The following is a 20,118-nucleotide window of genomic DNA, read 5'->3' on the forward strand; positions in this document are numbered from 1 at the left end:
GCCAAGCTCAAGCAGTGGCGCCGCATCGCAACACGCTATGACAAACTCGCCGCAAACTTCCTCGGCTTCGTCAAACTCGCCAGCATCATGCTATGGCTCAAATGATTAAATCGTCACTACGGCCTAGATGCCGTCGCGTCCATAGACGTCGGGCATGAACTGCACCCCGCCCGCGGTGGGCACGGCGGTCAGATAGGTCAGATAGACCGGCACGGGCTGGGGCAGAGGCACATGCTGTTCCGGCTTGTCGCTGTCGGGCTTCAGCGGCTTGCCGAAGAACCAGCGGCCCAGCCTTTGCGCATCCTCCAGCCGCACGCAGCCATTGCTGAACTGCCGCGCCGGCTTTGCCAGAAGGTCGCGCGATGGCGTGTCGTGCAGGTAGATGCCAAGATCGTTGGGAAACATGAACTTGACCTTCCCCATGGCATTGTCGCCGCCGGGAAGCTGGCGCACGCGCAATTCGGTGCGCCCGTCGGCCACCGCGCGCCAGTCGATCGCGGCCGGCTCCAGCTTTTGCGCATTGGCGCTCCAGTCGGAAAGCGCTTCATAGCGCAGCTTCGTCAGCGAGGCGCCGTTCAGCATTCGCGGCGCGAGTTTCCGCTCGACCAGATCGGACGGCACGTTCCAATAGGGATTGAGCGTCGCATAGCGCACCATGCCCGCCATCATCGGCGTCTGGCTTTCCTTCGCGCCGACGACCACCTTCATCGTGCCGTCCTGCACGCCCTTGCTGAAATACCAGAGGCGGGCGGAGGCCGCATCGACCACCACATGCCGCACCTGCGGACCGGGCAGCAGCCGCGTTCGTTCCAGATTGAGCGCGATCAGCCGGTCATAATAATCATCGCCCCGGTTCAGCGCGGCGATGGTCGCAGCGCCCGCGACACCGTCCGGCTTCAGGCCATGATCGCCCTGATACGCCTTCACCCTTGCGACAAGCGCCTTGTCATAGGCGGTTCCGCCCTCCAACCCCAGGCGGCGGCGAAGCGCCACGGCGCCAGCCTTCATGCCGGGGCGCAGCTTCCCATCGGTCGGCACCGACACTTGCGGCAGTCCGCCCCAACGCCTTGCGAAAGTCGCCCGGGCGTCGCGCAGCTTCACGTAAAAGGGGCTCATCCAGCCGGACGAACGCACATAGTCGACAAAGGACGGCGCGACTGCGGCGGCGCGCAGAATCTCCTTCGGTTCCTCATCCTTCGGCTCCACCTCCGGATCGAGATAGCGCACCTTCACCTTGCGCGAGGGTTTGCGCATGTCGCTCACCAGCGCGGCGAAGGCCTTGGACAAGGCGATGTCCGCCCGCGCCAGCAGCCGGGGATCGCCGTTCGCATCGGCCTCCTTCATCAGGGACTTGAGTTCGCGCGGTTCATAATCCCTGGGTTTCAACCCATCCGCATCGGCCCCCTCGATCAATGCGATCAGGGCATCGGCTTGCGGCCCGACCCTGCCCTTTTCGATCCAGAGCGGCCAATAGCCGCGCGGGGCGTAGAAATCCCTCAGCTTGCCGCCCACGGACGAGCGGATTTCCGCCGCCACGCTGGTGCGCTGGGAGTCCGCAACCGCGCCGGGCTGCACAATGGCGTGTCCGGGCCAGGCCGTCAGCAGAAGCGCGGGAAGCAGGGCGGCACGGAGGAAAGGGGCGCGGCAAAGGCGCCGCGCCCGGACAACTGCGTTTATCAGCCGCGTTCTCCGCGACGGGAGGGCGGCGGAGGCGGCGGGGGCGGCGGACAGGGCGGTCCCTGAATCTCATGATACATGCCGTCGGGCGAATAATAGCCATCGACGATGCCGTCGCCATTGCGGTCTGCCGCGACAGTGCCGCTGATCGCGCCCGGGCCGACCGGCGGCGCGGGGGCGATGGGTTCGTCCCTCGTCGACGCGCATGCGCTCAATGCGAGCGCCGTGCCGCCGAGAAGTGCCAATAGCCTGATTTTCATACCCTCTCCCTTGGCGCTGCGAGGACCGTGCGCCGGTTAGAATGTGGACGCTGCGGGTTGCAGCGCGAGTGTAACGACCGGCGGTCGGATTCGATTCCATTACCGCTGCGCAATGACGACGAGCCGTGCCCAGGCAACGGTTAACCGAGCCGGGCTGCGATGCTCCCGCCGTCCCGAGCCCGCCATGCTCCTGCGCAGGCAGGAACCCGGCTCAGGCGGCAGGACGGGCTCGAACCACTCGCCTCACCGGTTCCCCTCAACAAGAGCAGGTCGCGCCGGGATCAAATCCCGACCCACTCCGCCGAAGCAATACCCTGCGCATAGAGCAGCACGGACAGATCGCCATGCACGATCTCCGCCGCCGCCGCTTCGCGCGTCTTGGGCTTGGCGTGATAGGCGACCCCCAGCCCGGCCCCCTGGATCATCGGAATGTCGTTCGCCCCATCGCCCACGGCCAGGGTCAGCGCGCGGTCGATCCCGCCCTCTATCGCCGCCTCCAGTTCCGCCCGCTTGCGCGCCGCATCGACGATCGGCACCGTCACCGTACCCAGCAAGGCCCCGTCCGCGATCTCCAGCACATTGGCGACGGCGGCATCGAAGCCGATCTCCTCCGCCACCGGTCCGGTGAAGCGCGTGAAGCCGCCCGACACGAGCAGCGTCCTCGCTCCCCTCGCCTTCATCGTGCGCACCAGGGCACGGGCGCCGGGCATGATCTTCACCCGCTCGGCCCTGCACTGGTCGATGGCCGCGTCCGCCAGCCCCTTGAGCAAGGCCACCCGTTCGTGCAGCGCGCCGGCGAAGTCGAGTTCGCCCCGCATCGCCCGCTCGGTGATTTCCGCGATCTGGGCCTTGATCCCGGCATAGTCGGCCAGTTCATCGATGCATTCGACCGTGATCATGGTGGAGTCCATGTCGGCGATCAGCAGCTTCTTCTCCCGCCCCCCGACCGGTTGGACGATCACATCCACGCGGTCGCCAATGCCGGTCAGCGCGGCGCGCGCGGCAATCCGATCAAGCCCAAAGAAAATATCCGCCGCCTTGCCCTCGTCCAGCCACTTGCTATCCACCGGCGTGCAACCCGCCGTGGCGAGCCGGCCGGCAGCCTCGGCAATATTGTCCTGACTCAAGGCGCCACTTGCCACTAAGGTCGCAACGAACATGGAAACTCCTGACACTTCACAGGGCGAATCCCGCCCGCGCGTGGCGCTTATTGCCGGGCCCACCGCCAGCGGCAAGAGCGCGCTTGCGGTTCGCCTGGCCCGCGCGGCGAACGGCATCGTCATCAACGCCGATGCGAGCCAGGTCTATGCCGACCTCCATATCCTCTCGGCCCGCCCCAGCGAGGAGGAAATGGCCGGTATCCCGCACCGCCTGTTCGGTCATATCGACGGCGCGGAAGCCTGCACCGCCGCCCGCTGGGCCGCCGAAGCCCGCGATGAAATCGGCAAGGCGCATGAGGCCGGACGGCTCCCCATATTGGTCGGCGGCACCGGGCTCTACCTGCGCACCCTGCTGGACGGCATCGCCCCGGTCCCGGACATCGACCCCGCCGTCCGCGCTGCCGTCCGCGCCATGCCAGTGGCGGAGGCCCATGCCGCGCTGGCGAGGGAAGACCCCGCCGCCGCCGCCCGCCTCGCCCCCGCCGACACCAGCCGCGTCGCCCGCGCTCTGGAGGTGGTCCGCTCGACCGGCCAGCCCCTGTCCGAATGGCAGCGGCGCAAAAGCGGGGGCATAGGCCCGCACATCGCCCTTTCGCCCATGATCCTGCTGCCTCCGCGCGACTGGCTGATCGCGCGCTGCGACCTGCGCTTCGGGCAGATGGTGGACGGCGGCGCCGTAGCGGAAGTCGAGGCGCTGCTCGCCCGCGACCTCTCCCCCGACCTGCCGGTGATGCGCGCCATCGGCGTACCGGAAATCGCCGCCTGGATGGCAGGGGAAATCGACCGGGAGACCATGATGGAACGCGGCCGGATCGCCACTCGCCAATATGCGAAACGGCAATATACCTGGTTTTCGCGCCAGCCTCCGCCGGAATGGCCCCGAGAGGCGCGACAGATTAATATGGAAATTGTCGATGAATTGGCAATAAAATTACAACAATAACTATTGACTTGCCATTTTATGTCCAATAGACGCAGCCGCCTTGCCATCCTTCCGCTTCTGGAGCAGAGGGCGCAGCAATTATCGAATGGAAGGAGCCATCGTGGCCGAAAAGAGCGGCGCGGACATATTGGTTGAGTGCCTGATCGACCTGGGGGTCGAGGTCGTGTTCGGCTATCCGGGCGGCGCGGTGCTGCCCATTTATGACGCACTCTTCAATCATCCGAAGATCCGCCATGTGCTCGTTCGCCACGAACAGGGCGCGACCCATATGGCGGAAGGCTATGCCCGTTCCACCGGCAAGCCCGGCGTCGTGCTCGTCACGTCCGGCCCCGGCGCGACCAATGCCGTCACCGGCATCACCGACGCGCTGATGGATTCGATCCCGATGGTCGTCATCACCGGACAGGTTCCGACGCAGCTCATCGGCACGGACGCTTTCCAGGAAGCGGACACGGTCGGCATCACACGCCACTGCACCAAGCACAACTATCTGGTGAAGTCGCCCGGCAAGCTGGCGAGCGTCGTCCATGAGGCGTTCCACATCGCCACTACCGGCCGCCCCGGCCCGGTCGTCATCGACATTCCGAAGAATGTCCAGATCGCCACCGCGCCCTACAGGAAGCCGGAAAGCTTCGAACATGCCAGCTACCGCCCGCAGACCGAGGCGGACCCGGCCGCCATCGCCAGCGCGGTCGAGATGCTGGCGGCTGCGGAGCGTCCGATCTTCTACACCGGCGGCGGGGTCATCAACTCCGGTCCCGAAGCCTCGACCCTGCTGCGGGAGATCGCGGCGCTGACCGGCGCGCCCGTCACCTCGACGCTGATGGGTCTGGGCGCCTTTCCCGCTTCGTCCGGCCAGTGGCTTGGAATGCTGGGCATGCACGGCACCTATGAAGCCAATTGGGCGATGAACAAGGCGGACCTGATCGTCTGCGTCGGCGCCCGTTTCGACGACCGCGTGACGGGCCGTCTGGACGCCTTCGCCCCGCATGCGAAGAAGATCCACATCGACATCGACCGCAGCTCGATCAACAAGACGGTCGAGGTCGACCTGCCGATCATCGCGGACGTCGGCAACGCCCTGGCGGACATGATCGCACTCTGGAAGGATCGCGGGCACAAGGCGGCGGACCTTGGCGAATGGTGGGCGCGGATAGACGGCTGGCGCGCGCGCAACAGCCTCGCCTATCCGGAAAGCCGCGAAGAGATCATGCCGCAGGAGGCGATCGCCCAGCTCTACAAGGCTTCGCGATCGGCCAGTGACGTCATCATCACGACCGAGGTCGGCCAGCACCAGATGTGGGCCGCCCAGCATTTCGGCTTCGACGCGCCCAATAAATGGCTGACCTCCGGCGGCCTCGGCACCATGGGCTACGGTTTCCCGGCCGCCATCGGCGCGCAACTGGGCAATCCGGACAGTCTGGTGGTCTGCGTCGCGGGCGACGCATCGATCCAGATGAACATCCAGGAAATGGGGACGGCCAGCCAGTATCGCCTGCCGGTCAAGATCTTCATCCTCAACAATGAATATATGGGCATGGTCCGCCAATGGCAGGAACTGACCTATGAAAGCCGCTATTCCAACAGCTATTCCGACAGCCTGCCCGATTTCGTGAAGCTGGCGGAGGCCTATGGCTGGACCGGCATCCGCATCGAGGGGCCGCAGGAACTGGAGGCGGGCATCCGCCAGATGATCGACACGCCCGGTCCGGTGATCGTGGACTGCCGCGTGGCGAAGCTTTCCAACTGCTTCCCGATGATCCCGTCGGGCGCGGCGCATACCGACATGCTGCTCGACCCCAGCCAGGTGGAAGGCGTCATGTCGGACGAGGCGAAGGCGCTGGTGTGAGGATGGCGGCGTGACGCAACATCTGAAGCTCCGCATCCATGTGAGCGAACCTTTCGATTTCGAACGGTTGGCCGGCAGGTCCGAACTGACCGGCTGGACGGTGGACCATGCCGATCCGGAGAATGGGGATTGGGAAGTCCATCTGGACGCGGGCTTCGATTTTCACGAACGCCACATCGGCCGCCTGTTGGTCAGCCCGCGCTATGTGGGCGAGCATCTGGCGCGGATGTTCGATGCGATCGCGGGCTTCCCGGTGCGGATCGCCCATCGCGACGACGGCGCATGGCACTACGCCTTCACGGGCATGATTTCAGAGCGCCATGAGCGCGAAGAACCGGACAACGGAAGCATCTGATGCATATTCAGGAAGAGATTAGCGAGCGGCATGTCCTGTCGCTGACGGTTTCGAACGAGGCGGGCATATTGGCGCGCATCGCGGGCCTGTTCACCGCGCGCGGCTATAATATCGACAGCCTGACCGTGGCCGACATCACCCCCGATCATGCGATCAGCCGCATCACCATCGTCACCAGCGGCCCGCCCAAGGTGATCGACCAGATCATCGCCCAGCTCGAACGACTGGTGCCGGTGCACAAGGTGACCGACCTTACCGACAACGGCCCCTTCGTCGAACGCGAACTGGCGCTGGTCAAGGTCGCGGGCGTGGGAGAGGACCGGATCGAGGCGCTTCGCCTGGCCGACGTCTTCCGCGCGAAGGTGGTCGACACGACGATCGAGAGCTTCATCTTCGAGATCACGGGCACCACCGACAAGATCGACAATTTCGTCGGCCTCATGCGGCAGATCGGCCTGGTGGAGGTCGGCCGCACCGGCGTCGTCGGCCTGATCCGCGGCAAGGAGCCGAACTGAAGAAATCACCCCTCTCCCGCCGGGAGAGGGAGGTCGAAAAGAGTCATGTGCCTCTTTTCGACGCCGCAAAGCGATGGGAGGGTGAGGGCGGTCCCCTCGCCGCGCAGGTGGTCCCCCTCACCGCAAATCTCGGCTCCGCAAGGCGCCACCCGAACGGAAAGAAGGAACGTCAAATGAAGGTTTATTACGATCGCGACGCTGACATCGGCCTGATCAAGGGCAAGAAGGTCGCCATTCTGGGCTATGGCAGCCAGGGCCACGCCCATGCGCAGAATCTGCGCGATTCCGGCGTTGCCGAAATCGCCATCGCGCTGCGCCCCGGTTCGCCCAGCGCCAAGAAGGCCGAAGGCGCGGGTTTCAAGGTGCTGCCCAACGCCGAAGCGGCCGCCTGGGCCGACGTGCTCATGATCCTGGCGCCCGACGAGCATCAGGCCGCCGTCTATGCCGCCGACATCCACGCCAATCTGCGCCCCGGCGCGGCACTGGCCTTCGCGCACGGCCTCAACGTGCATTTCGGGCTGATCGAGCCGCGCAAGGACGTCGACGTCATCATGATCGCGCCCAAGGGCCCGGGCCACACCGTCCGCGGCGAATATCTGCGCGGCGGCGGCGTGCCTTGCCTGATCGCCGTTCATCAGGACGCGACCGGCAATGCCCATGACATCGCCCTCTCCTACGCTTCGGGCGTCGGCGGCGGCCGCTCCGGCATCATCGAAACCAACTTCCGCGAGGAATGCGAAACCGATCTGTTCGGTGAGCAGGCCGTGCTGTGCGGCGGCACCACCGCGCTGGTCCAGGCCGGTTTCGAAACGCTGGTCGAGGCGGGCTATTCCCCGGAAATGGCCTATTTCGAATGCCTCCACGAACTGAAGCTGATCGTCGACCTGATGTATGAAGGCGGCATCGCCACCATGCGCTATTCGATCTCGAACACCGCCGAATATGGCGACATCAAGACCGGCCCGCGCATCATCACCGAAGAGACGAAGAAGGAAATGAAGCGCGTCCTGGCCGACATCCAGTCGGGCCGCTTCGTCAAGGATTTCGTGCTCGACAACCGCGCCGGCCAGCCGGAACTCAAGGCAAGCCGCATCGCTTCGCAGCGTCACCCGATCGAGGAAACCGGCGCGAAGCTGCGCGCCATGATGCCCTGGATCGGCGCCAACAAGCTGGTCGACAAGGACAAGAACTGAGCGCCTGCCCGCCATCCGGCAACGGGGTGGTAGGTAGCCGATCCGGTAACCCTTTGTTTCCGGTTACGGCTCTGGAACAATCAAGGGACGTCGCTTATCGTAGCGGCGTCCCTTGATCGCTTTCGGAGATTATCCTTCATGCGCAAATATCTGATCCCTGCCGCCGCCCTTGTCGCCCTTGCTGGCGGCAGCGCCGTCATCGCCCAGCAGATGCCGCCCGCCCCCGGCGCGAAGGACGCCACGCGCGTGACCGGCGGCACCTATACGATCGATCCCGGCCACACCCAGATCCTCTTCGCCTACGACCATATGGGCTTCACCAACAATCTGGGCGTCATTTCCGAATCGACCGGCACGCTGACGCTCGATCCGAAAAACCCCTCGGCCGCCAAGGTTTCGGTCGAGGTTCCGGTGACGAACCTCAAGACCGGCATCGCCAAGCTCGACGAACATCTGATGAAGCCGGAATTCTTCGACTCCGCCAAATTCCCCAAGGCGACCTTCGTGTCGACGGGCGTGAAAGCGCAGGGCAACGAGGCGGAAATCACCGGCAACCTGACCATCAAGGGCATTACCAAGCCGGTGACGCTCGACACCGAATTCTACGGCGCGGGCAAGGCGCCGGCGATGATGGGCGGCAAGGAAAATGCCGGCTTCGTCGCCACGACCACGATCAAGCGCAGCGATTTCGGCATGGGCTATGGCGTGCCGATGGTCGGTGACGCCGTGGAACTGAAGATCGTCGTCGCTTTCCAGAAATAAGCCACGGGCACGAACGACAATCCCCCTCCCGCCCGCGGGAGGGGGTTGGGAAGGGCGCGAGCGAAGCGAGCTTCTTCGCTAACCGGTCGGCGCGCCGGTGACGCCGCGCCCCTCCCCACTCCTTCCGCAATCGGGAGGAGCGAGGGCCTGTGTCCTCCCCCTTGCGCTTGCCGGTCGATTCGGGCTATGGCGCTCCCATCATGCAGCGCGCGCTTCTTCCCCTGCTACGACTTACACGCCCTTAGGCGTGGTTTTTGTGCTGCTCTTCGCTTGAATGACGCGGCAATCCGCCTAAGGGCATAATCAAGCAGATAGTCGTACCACCGGGCAGGCCGCAATCCTTTGGACAGGCTCGCCCGTATGCAGAGAAGCCATTTTCGTCATGATGCTGACCGATCCCTCGCTGAAATACCGCCCCTTCCCTCAGGTCGACCTGCCGAACCGCCAGTGGCCGTCGAACGTCATCACCGCCCCGCCGCGCTGGCTGTCGACCGACATGCGCGACGGCAACCAGTCGCTGATCGACCCGATGAATGCGGAAAAGAAGCGCCGCTTCTTCGACCTGCTGGTGAAGGTCGGCGTCAAGGAGATCGAGGTCGGGTTCCCAAGTGCTGGCGCGACCGAGTTCGACTTCATCTCCGGCCTGGTGCGCGACGGCGCGATCCCCGACGATGTGTTCCCTCAGGTGCTCACGCAAGCGCGCGAAGACCTGATCGCCACCACCTTCGAATCCCTGCGCGGCGCGAAGAAGGCCATCGTCCACGTCTATAACGCCGTATCCCCCGCCTGGCGCAACATCGTGTTCCAGATGGACCAGCCGCAGATCAGGGACATCGCGATCACCGCCGCGAGGCTGCTGCGCGACAATGCGGCGAAGCAGCCCGACACCGACTGGCATTTCGAATATTCGCCGGAAACCTTTTCCACTGCCGAGCTGGATTTCAGCCTGGAATGCTGCGAAGCGGTGATGGAAATCCTCCAGCCCACGCCGGAGCGTCCGCTGATCCTGAACCTGCCCGCCACGGTAGAGGCGGCGACGCCCAATATCTATGCCGACCAGATCGAATGGATCTGCCGCAACATCAGCAAGCGCGACAGCGTCGTCATCTCGCTGCACACCCATAATGATCGCGGCACCGGCGTGGCGGCGGCGGAACTGGGCCTGATGGCGGGCGCGGATCGCGTCGAAGGCTGCCTGTTCGGCAATGGCGAGCGCACCGGCAATTGCGATCTGGTGACCGTGGCGCTCAACATGTACACGCAGGGCATCAACCCCGGCCTGGATTTCAGCGACATCGATGAAGTCATCCAGACCGTCGAATATTGCAACCAGTTGCCCGTCCACCCGCGCCATCCCTATGCCGGCGAACTGGTGTTCACCGCCTTTTCCGGCAGCCATCAGGACGCCATCAAGAAGGGCTTCGCCGCGCAGGAAGCGCGCAACGACCAGATCTGGGACGTGCCCTATCTGCCGATCGACCCCAAGGATCTGGGCCGCGATTACGAAGCGGTGATCCGGGTGAACAGCCAGTCCGGCAAGGGCGGCGTCGCCTGGGTGCTGCAACAGGACAAGGGGCTGAAGCTGCCCAAGCGCATGCAGGCCGATTTTTCGAAGGTCGTGCAGGCGCTGGCCGACGAAAGCAGCCGCGAACTGAACGCCGCCGACATCTGGACCGCCTTCGAAACCCATTATCGCCTGACGGGCGAACAGCCCTACAGCCTGATCGACTATCATGAGAGCGGCGCGGCGGGCGACCGCATCTTCACCGGCAAGATCACGCACAAGGGTGGCGAACGGAGCATTTCCGGACGCGGCAACGGCCTGATCTCCTCGGTTCTCGCGGCGCTGCGCGATGAACTGGGGGTCGATCTGGAGGTCGCCGACTATAGCGAGCATGCGATCGGCGCGGGTACGGATGTCGCGGCGGCCGCCTATGTCGAATGCCGCACACCCGATGGCCGGACCATCTTCGGGATCGGCACGGATACGGATGTCGCCACGGCCTCGGTTCAGGCGGTGCTGTCTGCGGCCAACAGCGTCGCCACGCAGCGCTGAAACGACCGACCTGCAATGGGCTCCTGCAAAGGCGGGAGCCCATGGGGAAGGCGATCTACCCCGCCAGGGCCTTCACCATCCGCTCCCACTGGTCGAGCGCTTGCGGTATCCCCGCCACCGGCACGCGTTCGTTCAGCCCATGGGCAAAGCCGTCCTCGCCGCGCTGGAACAGGCTGGAAACGCCATAGCTCGGTACCCCCAGCGCCCGGAAATAGAGGCTGTCCGTCGCCCCCGCCGACATGGAAGGTATGACGGGAATATCCGGATAGCGAGCCGAAACCGCTGCCTTGACCGCTTTCACCACATCCTCGCGGAGCGGTGACGCATCGCTCGCCTGCGGGTCGTCCAGCGTGGTGATCCTGGCGTCCGGATCGTCAATGGCCTGCGCCAGTTCCGCCTTCACGGCATCCACCGCAATGCCGGGAAAGATGCGGCAGTTGACGTCGACCTTCGCGCTTTGCGGCAGCGCGTTGAGCGCGTGGCCCGCCTGCGCCATGGTGGCGACGCAGGTCGTCCGCACCTGCCCCACAAATTCGGGATAGTCCGACAGCAGGTCAGCCGCCTTCCGGTCCCCCGTCTCGGCATAGCGCCGCATCGCCTCACCCACGGCCCCGCCGATCCGCTCCGCCGAAAGGGCCAGCGATGCCCTGGTCAGTTCATTGCGCATCGGCGCGAAGCGATAGGCCGCGATGCGGTCGATCGCCCGCGCCAGCCGATAGATCGGGTTGCCAGGCGTCGGCGCGCTGCTGTGGCCGCCCGCATCGGTGAAGGCGATCTCGAAATCCGCATAGCTTTTCTCGCCAGCCTGCAATTGATAGAGCACCGCCCGTCCGCCCTCGTCCAGCAGCCCGCCGCCGCCATCTCCGTTCAGCAGCAGTTCGGCGTCCTTATATTTCTCCGCCAGCGCCCTGCTCGTCCGCATATGGGTTTCCTCGTCGCCCGACAGCAGCAGGGTGACGGTCCGCCGCGGTCGCCAGCCTTCCTTCTTCAGGCCCATCAACGTCGCCACCATCATGGCGACATCATATTTATTGTCCTCCGCGCCCCGCCCGAAAATATAGCCATCCTCCTCGACCGGCAGGAATGGATCGCGCGCCCAGTCCGCCGGATTGGCGGCCACCACATCCATATGGCCGATCAGGAGCAGCGGCCTGAGCTGCGGATCGCTGCCGCGAATGGTCGCGGCCAGGCTCGCCGTCTCACCCATCGGCGTGATCTCCACATCCCCCGCCGCAAATCCCGCCTGCTGCAGCAGCGAGGCATAATAGGCGGCGAGGCGGGGCACCTGCCCCTCTCCCTCCACCGTGCGGAACGCAATGGATCTGACGAGAATGTCCTTGGCCAATGCCGGGTCGCCGGCGGCCTGCGCGGGGTGCGGCAGGAACAGCACCGGAGCGGTCAGGACCGCAAGAACCGCCCGCCATTTCCTCAAATCGCATCTCCTGCTGGACCAAGGACCATTCTGTGGCATAGTGGATTGCGACAGCCAATCCGTTTGCTGTCCCAGTCGCGGAAAGAGGGCGTCCTTATCCGCGTTCACCCCCATAAAGAATTGCTTGCGCGCATTTGACGGCATCGCTCACCATATCGCGCGCCGGTCGCCCGAAGGAATGCACCCATGGCCATCAACTATCGCAGTTTCGGATTTCAGGTTCTGGTCGGCATGGCGGTCGGCCTGTTGCTCGGTCTGGCGGCGCGAGCCATGGGGACCGCGCCGGGCGGCGACCTCAACTGGCTGGCGACCGCGCTCAAGACGACGGGGTCGATCTTCGTTTCCCTGCTGAAGGCCGTGGTGCCGCCGCTGGTGTTCGCGGCCATCGTCGCCTCCATCGCCAATCTGCGCGCGCTCGACAATGCGGCGCGACTGGCGGGGCAGACCCTGCTCTGGTTCGCGATCACGGCGCTGATCGCGGTCGTCATCGGCCTTGCCATCGGCCTGGTCGTCCAGCCGGGCTCTGGCCTGCACGGGCAGGCGCTGGCGATCGGCAAGACGGACTCCGTCGGTGGCTGGCTCGATTTCCTGAAGGGGCTGGTTCCCGGCAACAGCTTCGCCCTGTCCGCCAGCACCAAGCTGAACGATGGCGGCGCGACCACCACGCTTTCCTTCAACATCCTGCAATTGCTGGTGATCTCCATCGCCGTCGGCCTCGCCACCTTGAAGGTCGGAGAGAAGGCAGAGCCTTTCCTGGCCTTCGTCCGCTCCCTACTGGCGGTGGTCCGCGCCATCCTGGGCTGGATCATCCGGCTGACGCCCATCGGTTCCGCCGCCCTGATCGGCAGCGCCATCGCCACCTATGGCTGGAGCGCGCTCGCCCAGCTCGGCGGGTTTGCCGGAGCCGTCTATCTGGGCCTCGCGCTGGTGCTGCTGGTCGTCTATCCGCTGCTGCTGGCGGCAAACGGGCTCAGGCCGCTGCCCTTCTTCGCCAAGGCGTGGCCGGCGATCCAGCTCGGTTTCGTTTCGCGATCCTCGGTCGGCACGCTGCCCGTCACCGAAGCCGTGACGGAGCGCATGGGCGTGGAAAGGGGCTATGCCGCCTTCGCCATTCCGCTGGCGTCGACCACCAAGATGGACGGCTGCGCCTCCATCTATCCGGCGCTGGCGGCGATCTTCGTCGCCGGCTTCTACGGCATTCCCCTTCATGCGGCGGATTATGCGCTGATCGTCTTCGTTTCCGTCGTCGGATCGGCGGCGACGGCGGGCCTGACCGGCGCGATCGTGATGCTGACGCTGACGCTTTCCACGCTCGGACTGCCGCTGGAGGGCGCCGGGCTGCTGCTCGCCATCGATCCGATCCTCGACATGGGCCGCACCGCCGTCAATGTCGCGGGGCAGGTGCTGGTCGCCACCATCGTCGCCAAGCGGGAGGGGATTTTGGACGAGAGCGCCTATTATGGCGCGTCCCCGTCCACCGAAGCGCTCGGCTCCTCCATCGCATAGCATACCGCCTCCACATTGATGCCGTCGGGGTCGAGGATGAAGGCGGCGTAATAGCTCGCGCCATAGCGGGGCCGCAGGCCGGGCGCGCCATTATCCTTGCCCCCGGCGCGCAGCCCCGCCGCGTGAAAGGCGTGGACCATCGCCCGGTTCTCGACCCGGAAGGCGACATGCGTCCCCTCACCCACCGCTTCATTGTCACCGAACCAGAAGAAGGCGTCCTCATCCCGGCCATAGCCATGGGCATCCCCGCCGCTGCCATTTTCCGCCGCAGCGACCGTCCGCAACCGCCTGAGGCCGATCGCGCCCAGCAGTTCATCGTAGAAATCGCGCGATCGTCCGGCGTCACTGACCGCAAAGCCGATATGGTCGATCATTTTGCGCTCTCCTTTTTCTCGCTTTTGACCTAAACGCCCCACCACAACGCATGAATTGAAGAATGGGCAAAGTGGCGAAGCATCAGGTTCACATCATCGGCGGCGGTATGGCAGGCACGGAAGCGGCATGGCAATTGGCGCAGGCCGGCGTGAAGGTCCGCCTGTCGGAAATGCGCGGGAGCGGCGACATGACGCCCGCGCATCAGACCGATGGCCTTGCCGAACTGGTCTGCTCCAACAGCTTCCGCTCCGACGATGCGGACAAGAATGCCGTGGGGCTGCTGCATCAGGAGATGCGGCGGCTGGGCTCCCTCATCATGGCGCAGGCGGAACCGGCCAAGGTTCCCGCCGGGTCAGCGCTCGCGGTCGACCGCCACATCTTTTCCGAAGGCGTCACCCGGGCACTGGCCGGGCATCCCAATGTGGAGATCGTGCGCGAACGCATCGACGCCCTGCCGACAGAGGGCATGACCATCGTCGCCACCGGCCCGCTGACCGCCCCCGCTCTGGCCGCCAGCATCGGGCAAGCGGCGGGCATCGACCATCTCGCCTTTTTCGACGCCATCGCGCCGGTCGTGCATTTCGACAGCATCGACATGGACAAATGCTGGATGGCCAATCGCTGGGACAAGATCGGCCCCGGCGGCGGCGAGGGGAAGGACTATATCAACTGCCCCATGAACAGGGAGCAGTATCAGGCCTTCGTCCAGGGCCTGCTTGACGGCGAGAAGAGCGACTTCAAGGAATGGGAAAAGGACACCCCCTATTTCGAGGGCTGCATGCCCATCGAAGTCATGGCGTCGCGTGGCCCGGAAACATTGCGCCACGGACCGATGAAGCCGATGGGACTGGACGATCCGCGCACCGGCCGCTGGCCCTATGCGGTGGTGCAACTGCGGCAGGACAATGCGTCGGGCACGCTGTGGAACATGGTCGGCTTCCAGACCAAGCTGAAGCATGGCGCGCAGGTCGAACTGTTCCGCACCATCCCCGGTCTGGAAAAGGCGGAATTCGCCCGGCTGGGCGGGCTTCACCGCAACACCTTCATCCAGAGCCCCAAGCTGCTGGACGGCACCTTGCGCCTGAAAAGCGCCCCGCATATCCGCTTTGCCGGACAGGTCACGGGCTGCGAGGGCTATGTCGAGAGCGCGGCCATAGGCCTGCTCGCCGGGCGCTTTGCCGCAGCGGAGATATTGGGCCGGCCGCTCGCGCCGCTGCCGCCGGAAACCGCGCTCGGCGCGCTGCTGGGCCATGTGACCGGCAATGTCGAGACGGCGGATTACCAGCCGATGAACGTCAATTTCGGCCTCTTCCCCCCGCTCGACGACGTGAAGAAGAAGCAGCGCAAGGAAGCCATGACATCCCGCGCCCGCGCCGCGCTGGGCGCCTGGCTGGGCGAACTTCAGCCAGCCTGACGTTTCAGCATCTGCATTTGGCGGCGGCCGCGCGTTTCGGCGCGGTCGTCGCGAATTCCGCTGGGGTCAGCCTGCCGTCGCCATTGCCGTCCGCCTTGGCAAAGCGATCCGACGTCGTCACCGCCCACTCCTCGAAGGAGAGGAGATTGTCATTGTCGCGGTCGAGCGCCTTGAACGCCTTGACGCGGCTGCCCATCATCTCGACCCGCGTGATGAAGCCGTCGCGATTGCGGTCGTAGCGGCCAAAGCGCTTCTGCTCGCGGCTTTGCGGCGACGCTTCGCCAGGCATGGGCGGCGCATCGCCCGAAGCGTCCGGATCGCCTTCCGGCAAGGCGTCGACGGCAGGCGGCGGGGGCGATCCGATCAGGGGCTGGGGCACGGGTTCATTGTTCGCCCGCCCCTGCCACCAGAACAGCCCGCCCGCCGCCAGCAGCAATGCGGCCATCGCGCCCCCCAGAACTCGTTCCACACTATCCCCCTTATCGCCCCAACAATGCGATGCGCACCAATCGCCAATATAGCGCAGCGGTCAATCCCGCCGGCGCACATCGGCCTTCCTCTATGTCGCGGCGCGCGAGCTGATAGGCGATCCGCAACGGGCGCCATTGCTTTGGCCAAGCCAGCCTGCCGCCGGTTATATATCCTCGCGCCAGCTCTATTGCCCTGCCCGCGACTTCCCGGTCCGCACCATGTCCGGACAAATCCCACAACGCCCAGGCCGCCCCCGCGCGGTCGAGCCAGGATGGAATATCCTCCCGCCCCGCCAGCGCCCGAAACAGGCCACCGCCTCGTCCCTCCGCATAGCCGGAAAGATCGACCTCCCCGATCAGCGCCTCCCAGCCGTCAAGCCATTGCGACAGGCCGCACGGCGGCAGCGCGTCCAGCTTCCGCATCGCATCGATCAACGGCTCGCCGCGCCCCTTTACGCCGCTTTCATCGGTCAGGGCGTCGTTCCACCAGGCCATTCGCATCTGCCCGATGATCGGCTCGCTCGTCGTCGCCACGAGCCGCGAGAATCGGGCATCGAGCGCCCAGATCAACCGATGACGCGGCGCATCAGGGCCAGCATAGGCGCTGAGCAGCGACGGCAATGGGGCGAGATCCTCGCTCACAATATCCATCCGCCTATATCGATGGAAATGGATTTGGCCGAAATTATCAGCTTTTTAACCCCAACCGGCATAGTGATCCTGGCAACTGCCCCTGGATGGGCATGGGGCTGCCCTGCCTGAATTGGGGGTGCGGGGCAAGTAAAGGCAGAGCGGATTATGAGCGACCGGATCAAGCGCGCGCTGTTCATTCTGATGCGGCTTTATCACAATCAGGCGGGGAATACCCTGGCCATGGTAGCGGCTGCTGTCCTTCCGCTTATGGGATTGATTGGCGGCGGTGTCGACATGAGCCGCATCTATCTGACGAAGTCGAGGCTGCAGCAAGCCTGCGACGCCGGCGCACTTGCCGGCCGCAAAACCATGGGCGGCGGAGCATGGGCCGCCAACAATAACCAGGCGCTGAATGCCGCAAACGGGATGTTCGACGCCAATTTCCGGCCAGGCTCCTATGGCAGCGGAACGGTGATGCGATCGTTCAGCGAGTCCGCGGGAAAGGTTACCGGCACGGCGTCTGTGCCGCTGCCGATGGCGATCATGCGGATTTTCGGCATTAATTCCAAAACAATCGAGGTCGCTTGCGACGCTGAAATGCGCCTGCCGAATACCGATGTGATGTTCGTGTTGGACACCACAGGTTCAATGGGGAGTGCGATTTCTGGAGATACTGAAACGAAGATCGTGGGGCTGCGACGTGCTGTCAGATGCTTCTTCGAAATCGTGGCTAGGCTGGATAGCGTCGCAACATGTGATGGCGGCGCTCCCTCTGGCGGCACCAGTTCGGAGACACAGATCCGTTTCGGCTTCGTCCCTTATGCGACCAACGTGAATGTCGGCAGGCTACTTCCGTCCGAATGGTTCAGAGATTTTTCGTCTTATCAGTCACGTGAACGGGTCGTCGTATATGGTCGGCCTGTATCCTACGTCGACAGTAGTAAAACAGACTGGCCGTTGATCGGCTGGACCCAGAAGACCGCGACCACCGCTAGCGATGCGCTCTGCAAATCAACTTATGTCGATCCAACGGAATCCTCGGGCGCCACCGGCGCGCTCAGCAACGGCATCAACGAGAGTAATGGCGGCGTGCAGGGACATGGCAACTGGCAGGCCACGCAGGCGTGGCAGGACACTCAGCGCCAGTTTGTCAGTTGGACGTCCAACAACAAGAGATGTACCTACCAGATAAGATCGCGATCCTACACGCGCACCTATACCTATCAGTGGTCCGACACCGCCGCTTCAGACACAGTCGCGTTCAATGCCTGGCATTACGGCTTAGTATCTTTCGATTTGCGCGGACTGAAAAGTGGTAATGGATGGACCGCCGCCGGAACAGTCACCTTGCCCATCGGCGGCGGGACGACCAATCAAACGAATTCATCCTATTATAACGACAGGACAATTACGTGGAACGGTTGCATCGAAGAACGGCAAACGGTGCGCGCGACAAGCTATACTCCCCTTCCCGAGGGCGCATTCGACTTAGACGTGAATGCGCCACCCACGACGGCCCCAGAAACGCAATGGGCGCCTGCTCTGGGTCAAACTATATACCGCCGCGGCACGACCTATTCTGACAACACCAGAAGCACCAACGACATCACCACATTCAGCGCTTTTTCTCCCAATAACAGCACTGAATGCCCGGTGGCAGCCACGAAACTGCGTCAGTGGGCCTCTGCATCGGATTTCGATGCCTATGTCGACACTTTGACGCCGAGCGGCAGCACCTATCACGATATTGGCCTGATCTGGGGCGCGCGCCTAATTTCTCCCACAGGCCTGTTCGCATCGGAAAATGCAACGACAGCGCGTGGCGGAGAAATTCAACGGCACGTCATTTTCATGACCGATGGTCAAGCCGATACCGATGTAGATAATTATCAGGCCTACGGCATGGCTTGGTATGATCGCCGTCAGACAGATCCAAATACGGTCCCGACGGATGGCACCTCCACCAGCGCGACATTGACAGAGCAGGTTTACGCCCGGACGGCGGCAACATGCGCTGCAATCAAAAACATGCCCAACACAACGCTGTGGGTGGTATGGTTCGGCACGAAGAATACCACCATAGAAAATATATTGACGAATTGCGCCAGTAAGGATCGCTTCTTCTCAGCCCAAAGTTCGGCCGCCCTGCAACAGACTTTCCGCAATATCGCCAATCAGATTTCCCAACTCAGGCTGACAAGCTGATGTCAGTGGCAGCGCTTATCCGTCGATCCAGCGACCAGCGGGGTACCGCCATCACGGAATTCGGGCTGATCGCGCCCGTGTTCCTGCTGCTGATGCTTGGCGCGCTGGACCTGGCGCATACGCTGTACATGCAGGGCGTGCTTCAGGGCGTGGTGCAGAAGGCGGCGCGGGATTCAACGCTGGAAAGCGGTCAGGAAGAGGCGACGCAGTTGGCCATCAACCAGAAGATCGAAGATCAGGTGAAGCGGCTGGCGGCCAATGCCGAAGTGAGAATCAGCCGTCGCAACTTCTATTCCTATACGAAGGCGGCCCAGGCAGTCGCAGAGCCTTATAATGACAATAACGGCAACGGCAAATGCGATGATGGCGAACCGTTTCAGGACAATAATGCCAATGGCGTTCGGGATGCGGACGGGGGCAGCGAAGGTCAGGGCGGCACCCAGGCAGCCGTGGTCATGATCGTGGACGTCCAATATCCCCGCTTCTTCCCTCTGGACAAGATGATCGGCCTACCCGGCAAGGTCCATCTCTCGGCAAAGACCGTGCTGACCAACCAGCCCTATGGCCAGAAACCCGGCGAACCTGTTTCCGTCGTGAGGAATTGCCCATGAGGAGGAACAGCAATATTTTTGCACGCTGTTCGAACTGGATTTGTGGTCTAAGCCGCGCGCAGAACGGCATCGCGGTGGTCGAATTCGCCCTATGTCTGCCATTCGTCCTGGTGGCTACTCTTACGGCTGCCGAGCTGGCCAACTATACAGTCACCAAAATGCGCGTCAGCCAGTTGGCATTGCGGCTTGCCGATGACGGGTCGCGTATTGGGACAGGCGACCTGTTATCAACCAAACAGATAACGGAAGCACAAATAAATGATCTGATGACGGGTGCCGACCTTCAGGGTTCCGCCCTGGGCCTGTTTTCCAACGGCAAGGTCGTCCTCACCAGCCTTGAACCAGTGGCCAATCCCAACACAACCGATCGCTACCGCATCCGTTGGCAGCGATGCCGAGGCGGCCTGACCTACTCTTCCGGCTTCGGCAAGCAGGGTGACACCAACCTGACAGGCATTTCGGTCAATGGCCAAACCCTCAAGGCTCCAGAGGGGGGCGCTGTCATCCTTGCCGAGGTGGCGTATAGATATCAGCCGCTGATCGGATCGCGCTGGCTCAACTTGTCGAGCATGGTTGAGACCGCAGGGATGTATGTCCGGGACAATCGCGAATATGCAGGACCAACAGGCGGCGTAGGCATCTACAACCCGGAAAATGTGACGGCATCGACCTGTAGTTGATGGGGAGCCGCACGTGCCGCTC

At 63.8% G+C, this 20,118-nt stretch carries 19 protein-coding genes and 1 pseudogene; 13 read left to right on the forward strand and 7 right to left on the reverse strand.

What is annotated here, in order from left to right:
• Nucleotides 1-105, forward strand: a pseudogene (locus EWH10_RS13030) (IS5/IS1182 family transposase); the annotation flags it as partial.
• Between the two features lie 18 nt (nt 106-123).
• Here EWH10_RS13030 and EWH10_RS13035 read toward each other — a convergent pair.
• From EWH10_RS13035 to serB, 3 genes are all read right to left on the reverse strand, one after another.
• Entirely contained in the window at nt 124-1,575 is a 1,452-nt protein-coding gene (locus tag EWH10_RS13035; protein ID WP_229742629.1) for a L,D-transpeptidase family protein, read from the reverse strand.
• A 101-nt stretch (nt 1,576-1,676) separates the two neighbouring features.
• Nucleotides 1,677-1,937, reverse strand: a complete 261-nt coding sequence (locus tag EWH10_RS13040; protein ID WP_025552117.1) for a hypothetical protein — start codon at nt 1,935-1,937, stop codon at nt 1,677-1,679.
• A 281-nt stretch (nt 1,938-2,218) separates the two neighbouring features.
• Entirely contained in the window at nt 2,219-3,097 is an 879-nt protein-coding gene (gene serB / locus EWH10_RS13045; RefSeq protein WP_044662036.1) for a phosphoserine phosphatase SerB, read from the reverse strand.
• On the opposite strand from serB, the gene miaA reads away from it, so the two are divergent.
• From miaA to leuA, 7 genes are all read left to right on the forward strand, one after another.
• A complete protein-coding gene (miaA, locus tag EWH10_RS13050; protein WP_044662035.1) occupies nt 3,096-4,040 on the forward strand; it encodes a tRNA (adenosine(37)-N6)-dimethylallyltransferase MiaA in 945 nt (314 codons plus the stop codon). The two genes, serB and miaA, sit on opposite strands and share 2 nt — an antisense overlap.
• A gap of 100 nt (nt 4,041-4,140) precedes the next feature.
• Nucleotides 4,141-5,889, forward strand: coding sequence for an acetolactate synthase 3 large subunit (locus EWH10_RS13055; protein ID WP_025552120.1), 1,749 nt, complete (start codon nt 4,141-4,143; stop codon nt 5,887-5,889).
• Nucleotides 5,890-5,899: 10 nt separating this feature from the next.
• Nucleotides 5,900-6,244, forward strand: coding sequence for a hypothetical protein (locus tag EWH10_RS13060; RefSeq protein ID WP_025552122.1), 345 nt, complete (start codon nt 5,900-5,902; stop codon nt 6,242-6,244).
• Nucleotides 6,244-6,759 carry an acetolactate synthase small subunit gene (gene ilvN, locus EWH10_RS13065; RefSeq protein WP_044662034.1) on the forward strand — a complete coding sequence of 172 codons (516 nt, stop codon included), beginning with the start codon at nt 6,244-6,246 and terminating at the stop codon, nt 6,757-6,759. The genes EWH10_RS13060 and ilvN overlap by 1 nt, the downstream gene beginning before the upstream one ends.
• Before the next feature lie 107 nt (nt 6,760-6,866).
• Nucleotides 6,867-7,952, forward strand: a complete 1,086-nt coding sequence (gene ilvC / locus EWH10_RS13070) for a ketol-acid reductoisomerase (RefSeq protein WP_268236517.1) — start codon at nt 6,867-6,869, stop codon at nt 7,950-7,952.
• 138 nt (nt 7,953-8,090) lie between these two features.
• Entirely contained in the window at nt 8,091-8,714 is a 624-nt protein-coding gene (locus EWH10_RS13075; protein WP_044662032.1) for a YceI family protein, read from the forward strand.
• 382 nt (nt 8,715-9,096) lie between these two features.
• Nucleotides 9,097-10,770, forward strand: a complete 1,674-nt coding sequence (leuA, locus tag EWH10_RS13080; protein ID WP_044662031.1) for a 2-isopropylmalate synthase — start codon at nt 9,097-9,099, stop codon at nt 10,768-10,770.
• Between the two features lie 55 nt (nt 10,771-10,825).
• Here the strand turns inward: leuA and EWH10_RS13085 are convergent, their stop codons facing one another.
• Nucleotides 10,826-12,202 carry a M20/M25/M40 family metallo-hydrolase gene (locus EWH10_RS13085; protein ID WP_380834162.1) on the reverse strand — a complete coding sequence of 459 codons (1,377 nt, stop codon included), beginning with the start codon at nt 12,200-12,202 and terminating at the stop codon, nt 10,826-10,828.
• 186 nt (nt 12,203-12,388) lie between these two features.
• Here EWH10_RS13085 and EWH10_RS13090 point away from each other — a divergent pair, with 186 nt between their 5' ends.
• Nucleotides 12,389-13,708 carry a dicarboxylate/amino acid:cation symporter gene (locus EWH10_RS13090; RefSeq protein WP_044662030.1) on the forward strand — a complete coding sequence of 440 codons (1,320 nt, stop codon included), beginning with the start codon at nt 12,389-12,391 and terminating at the stop codon, nt 13,706-13,708.
• Here EWH10_RS13090 and EWH10_RS13095 read toward each other — a convergent pair.
• Complete coding sequence (locus EWH10_RS13095) at nt 13,660-14,082, reverse strand: VOC family protein (RefSeq protein ID WP_044662029.1); 423 nt, start codon at nt 14,080-14,082, stop codon at nt 13,660-13,662. The two genes, EWH10_RS13090 and EWH10_RS13095, sit on opposite strands and share 49 nt — an antisense overlap.
• A 62-nt stretch (nt 14,083-14,144) precedes the next feature.
• On the opposite strand from EWH10_RS13095, the gene trmFO reads away from it, so the two are divergent.
• Nucleotides 14,145-15,497: a methylenetetrahydrofolate--tRNA-(uracil(54)-C(5))-methyltransferase (FADH(2)-oxidizing) TrmFO gene (trmFO, locus tag EWH10_RS13100; protein WP_170825589.1), complete on the forward strand. Its 1,353-nt coding sequence runs from the start codon at nt 14,145-14,147 to the stop codon at nt 15,495-15,497.
• 4 nt (nt 15,498-15,501) lie between these two features.
• On the opposite strand, the gene EWH10_RS13105 is transcribed toward trmFO, so the two are convergent.
• Nucleotides 15,502-15,966, reverse strand: coding sequence for an EF-hand domain-containing protein (locus EWH10_RS13105; RefSeq protein WP_025549075.1), 465 nt, complete (start codon nt 15,964-15,966; stop codon nt 15,502-15,504).
• Nucleotides 15,967-15,976: 10 nt separating this feature from the next.
• On the reverse strand, nt 15,977-16,618 hold the full coding sequence (locus EWH10_RS13110; protein ID WP_044662028.1) for a hypothetical protein: 642 nt from the start codon (nt 16,616-16,618) through the stop codon (nt 15,977-15,979).
• Between the two features lie 147 nt (nt 16,619-16,765).
• Here EWH10_RS13110 and EWH10_RS13115 point away from each other — a divergent pair, with 147 nt between their 5' ends.
• Genes EWH10_RS13115 through EWH10_RS13125 form a run of 3 tightly spaced genes read left to right on the forward strand, consistent with a single transcriptional unit; the run spans nt 16,766 to nt 20,096 of the window.
• Complete coding sequence (locus tag EWH10_RS13115) at nt 16,766-18,805, forward strand: Tad domain-containing protein (RefSeq protein ID WP_044662027.1); 2,040 nt, start codon at nt 16,766-16,768, stop codon at nt 18,803-18,805.
• A complete protein-coding gene (locus EWH10_RS13120) occupies nt 18,805-19,416 on the forward strand; it encodes a TadE/TadG family type IV pilus assembly protein (protein ID WP_044662026.1) in 612 nt (203 codons plus the stop codon). The genes EWH10_RS13115 and EWH10_RS13120 overlap by 1 nt, the downstream gene beginning before the upstream one ends.
• Nucleotides 19,413-20,096 (forward strand): TadE/TadG family type IV pilus assembly protein, encoded by a 684-nt coding sequence (locus EWH10_RS13125; RefSeq protein ID WP_025549070.1) that lies wholly within the window; start codon nt 19,413-19,415, stop codon nt 20,094-20,096. The genes EWH10_RS13120 and EWH10_RS13125 overlap by 4 nt, the downstream gene beginning before the upstream one ends.
• The last annotated feature ends 22 nt before the right edge of the window (nt 20,097-20,118 follow it).

Source organism: Sphingobium fuliginis (assembly GCF_004152845.1).
Lineage (GTDB): Bacteria > Pseudomonadota > Alphaproteobacteria > Sphingomonadales > Sphingomonadaceae > Sphingobium > Sphingobium fuliginis.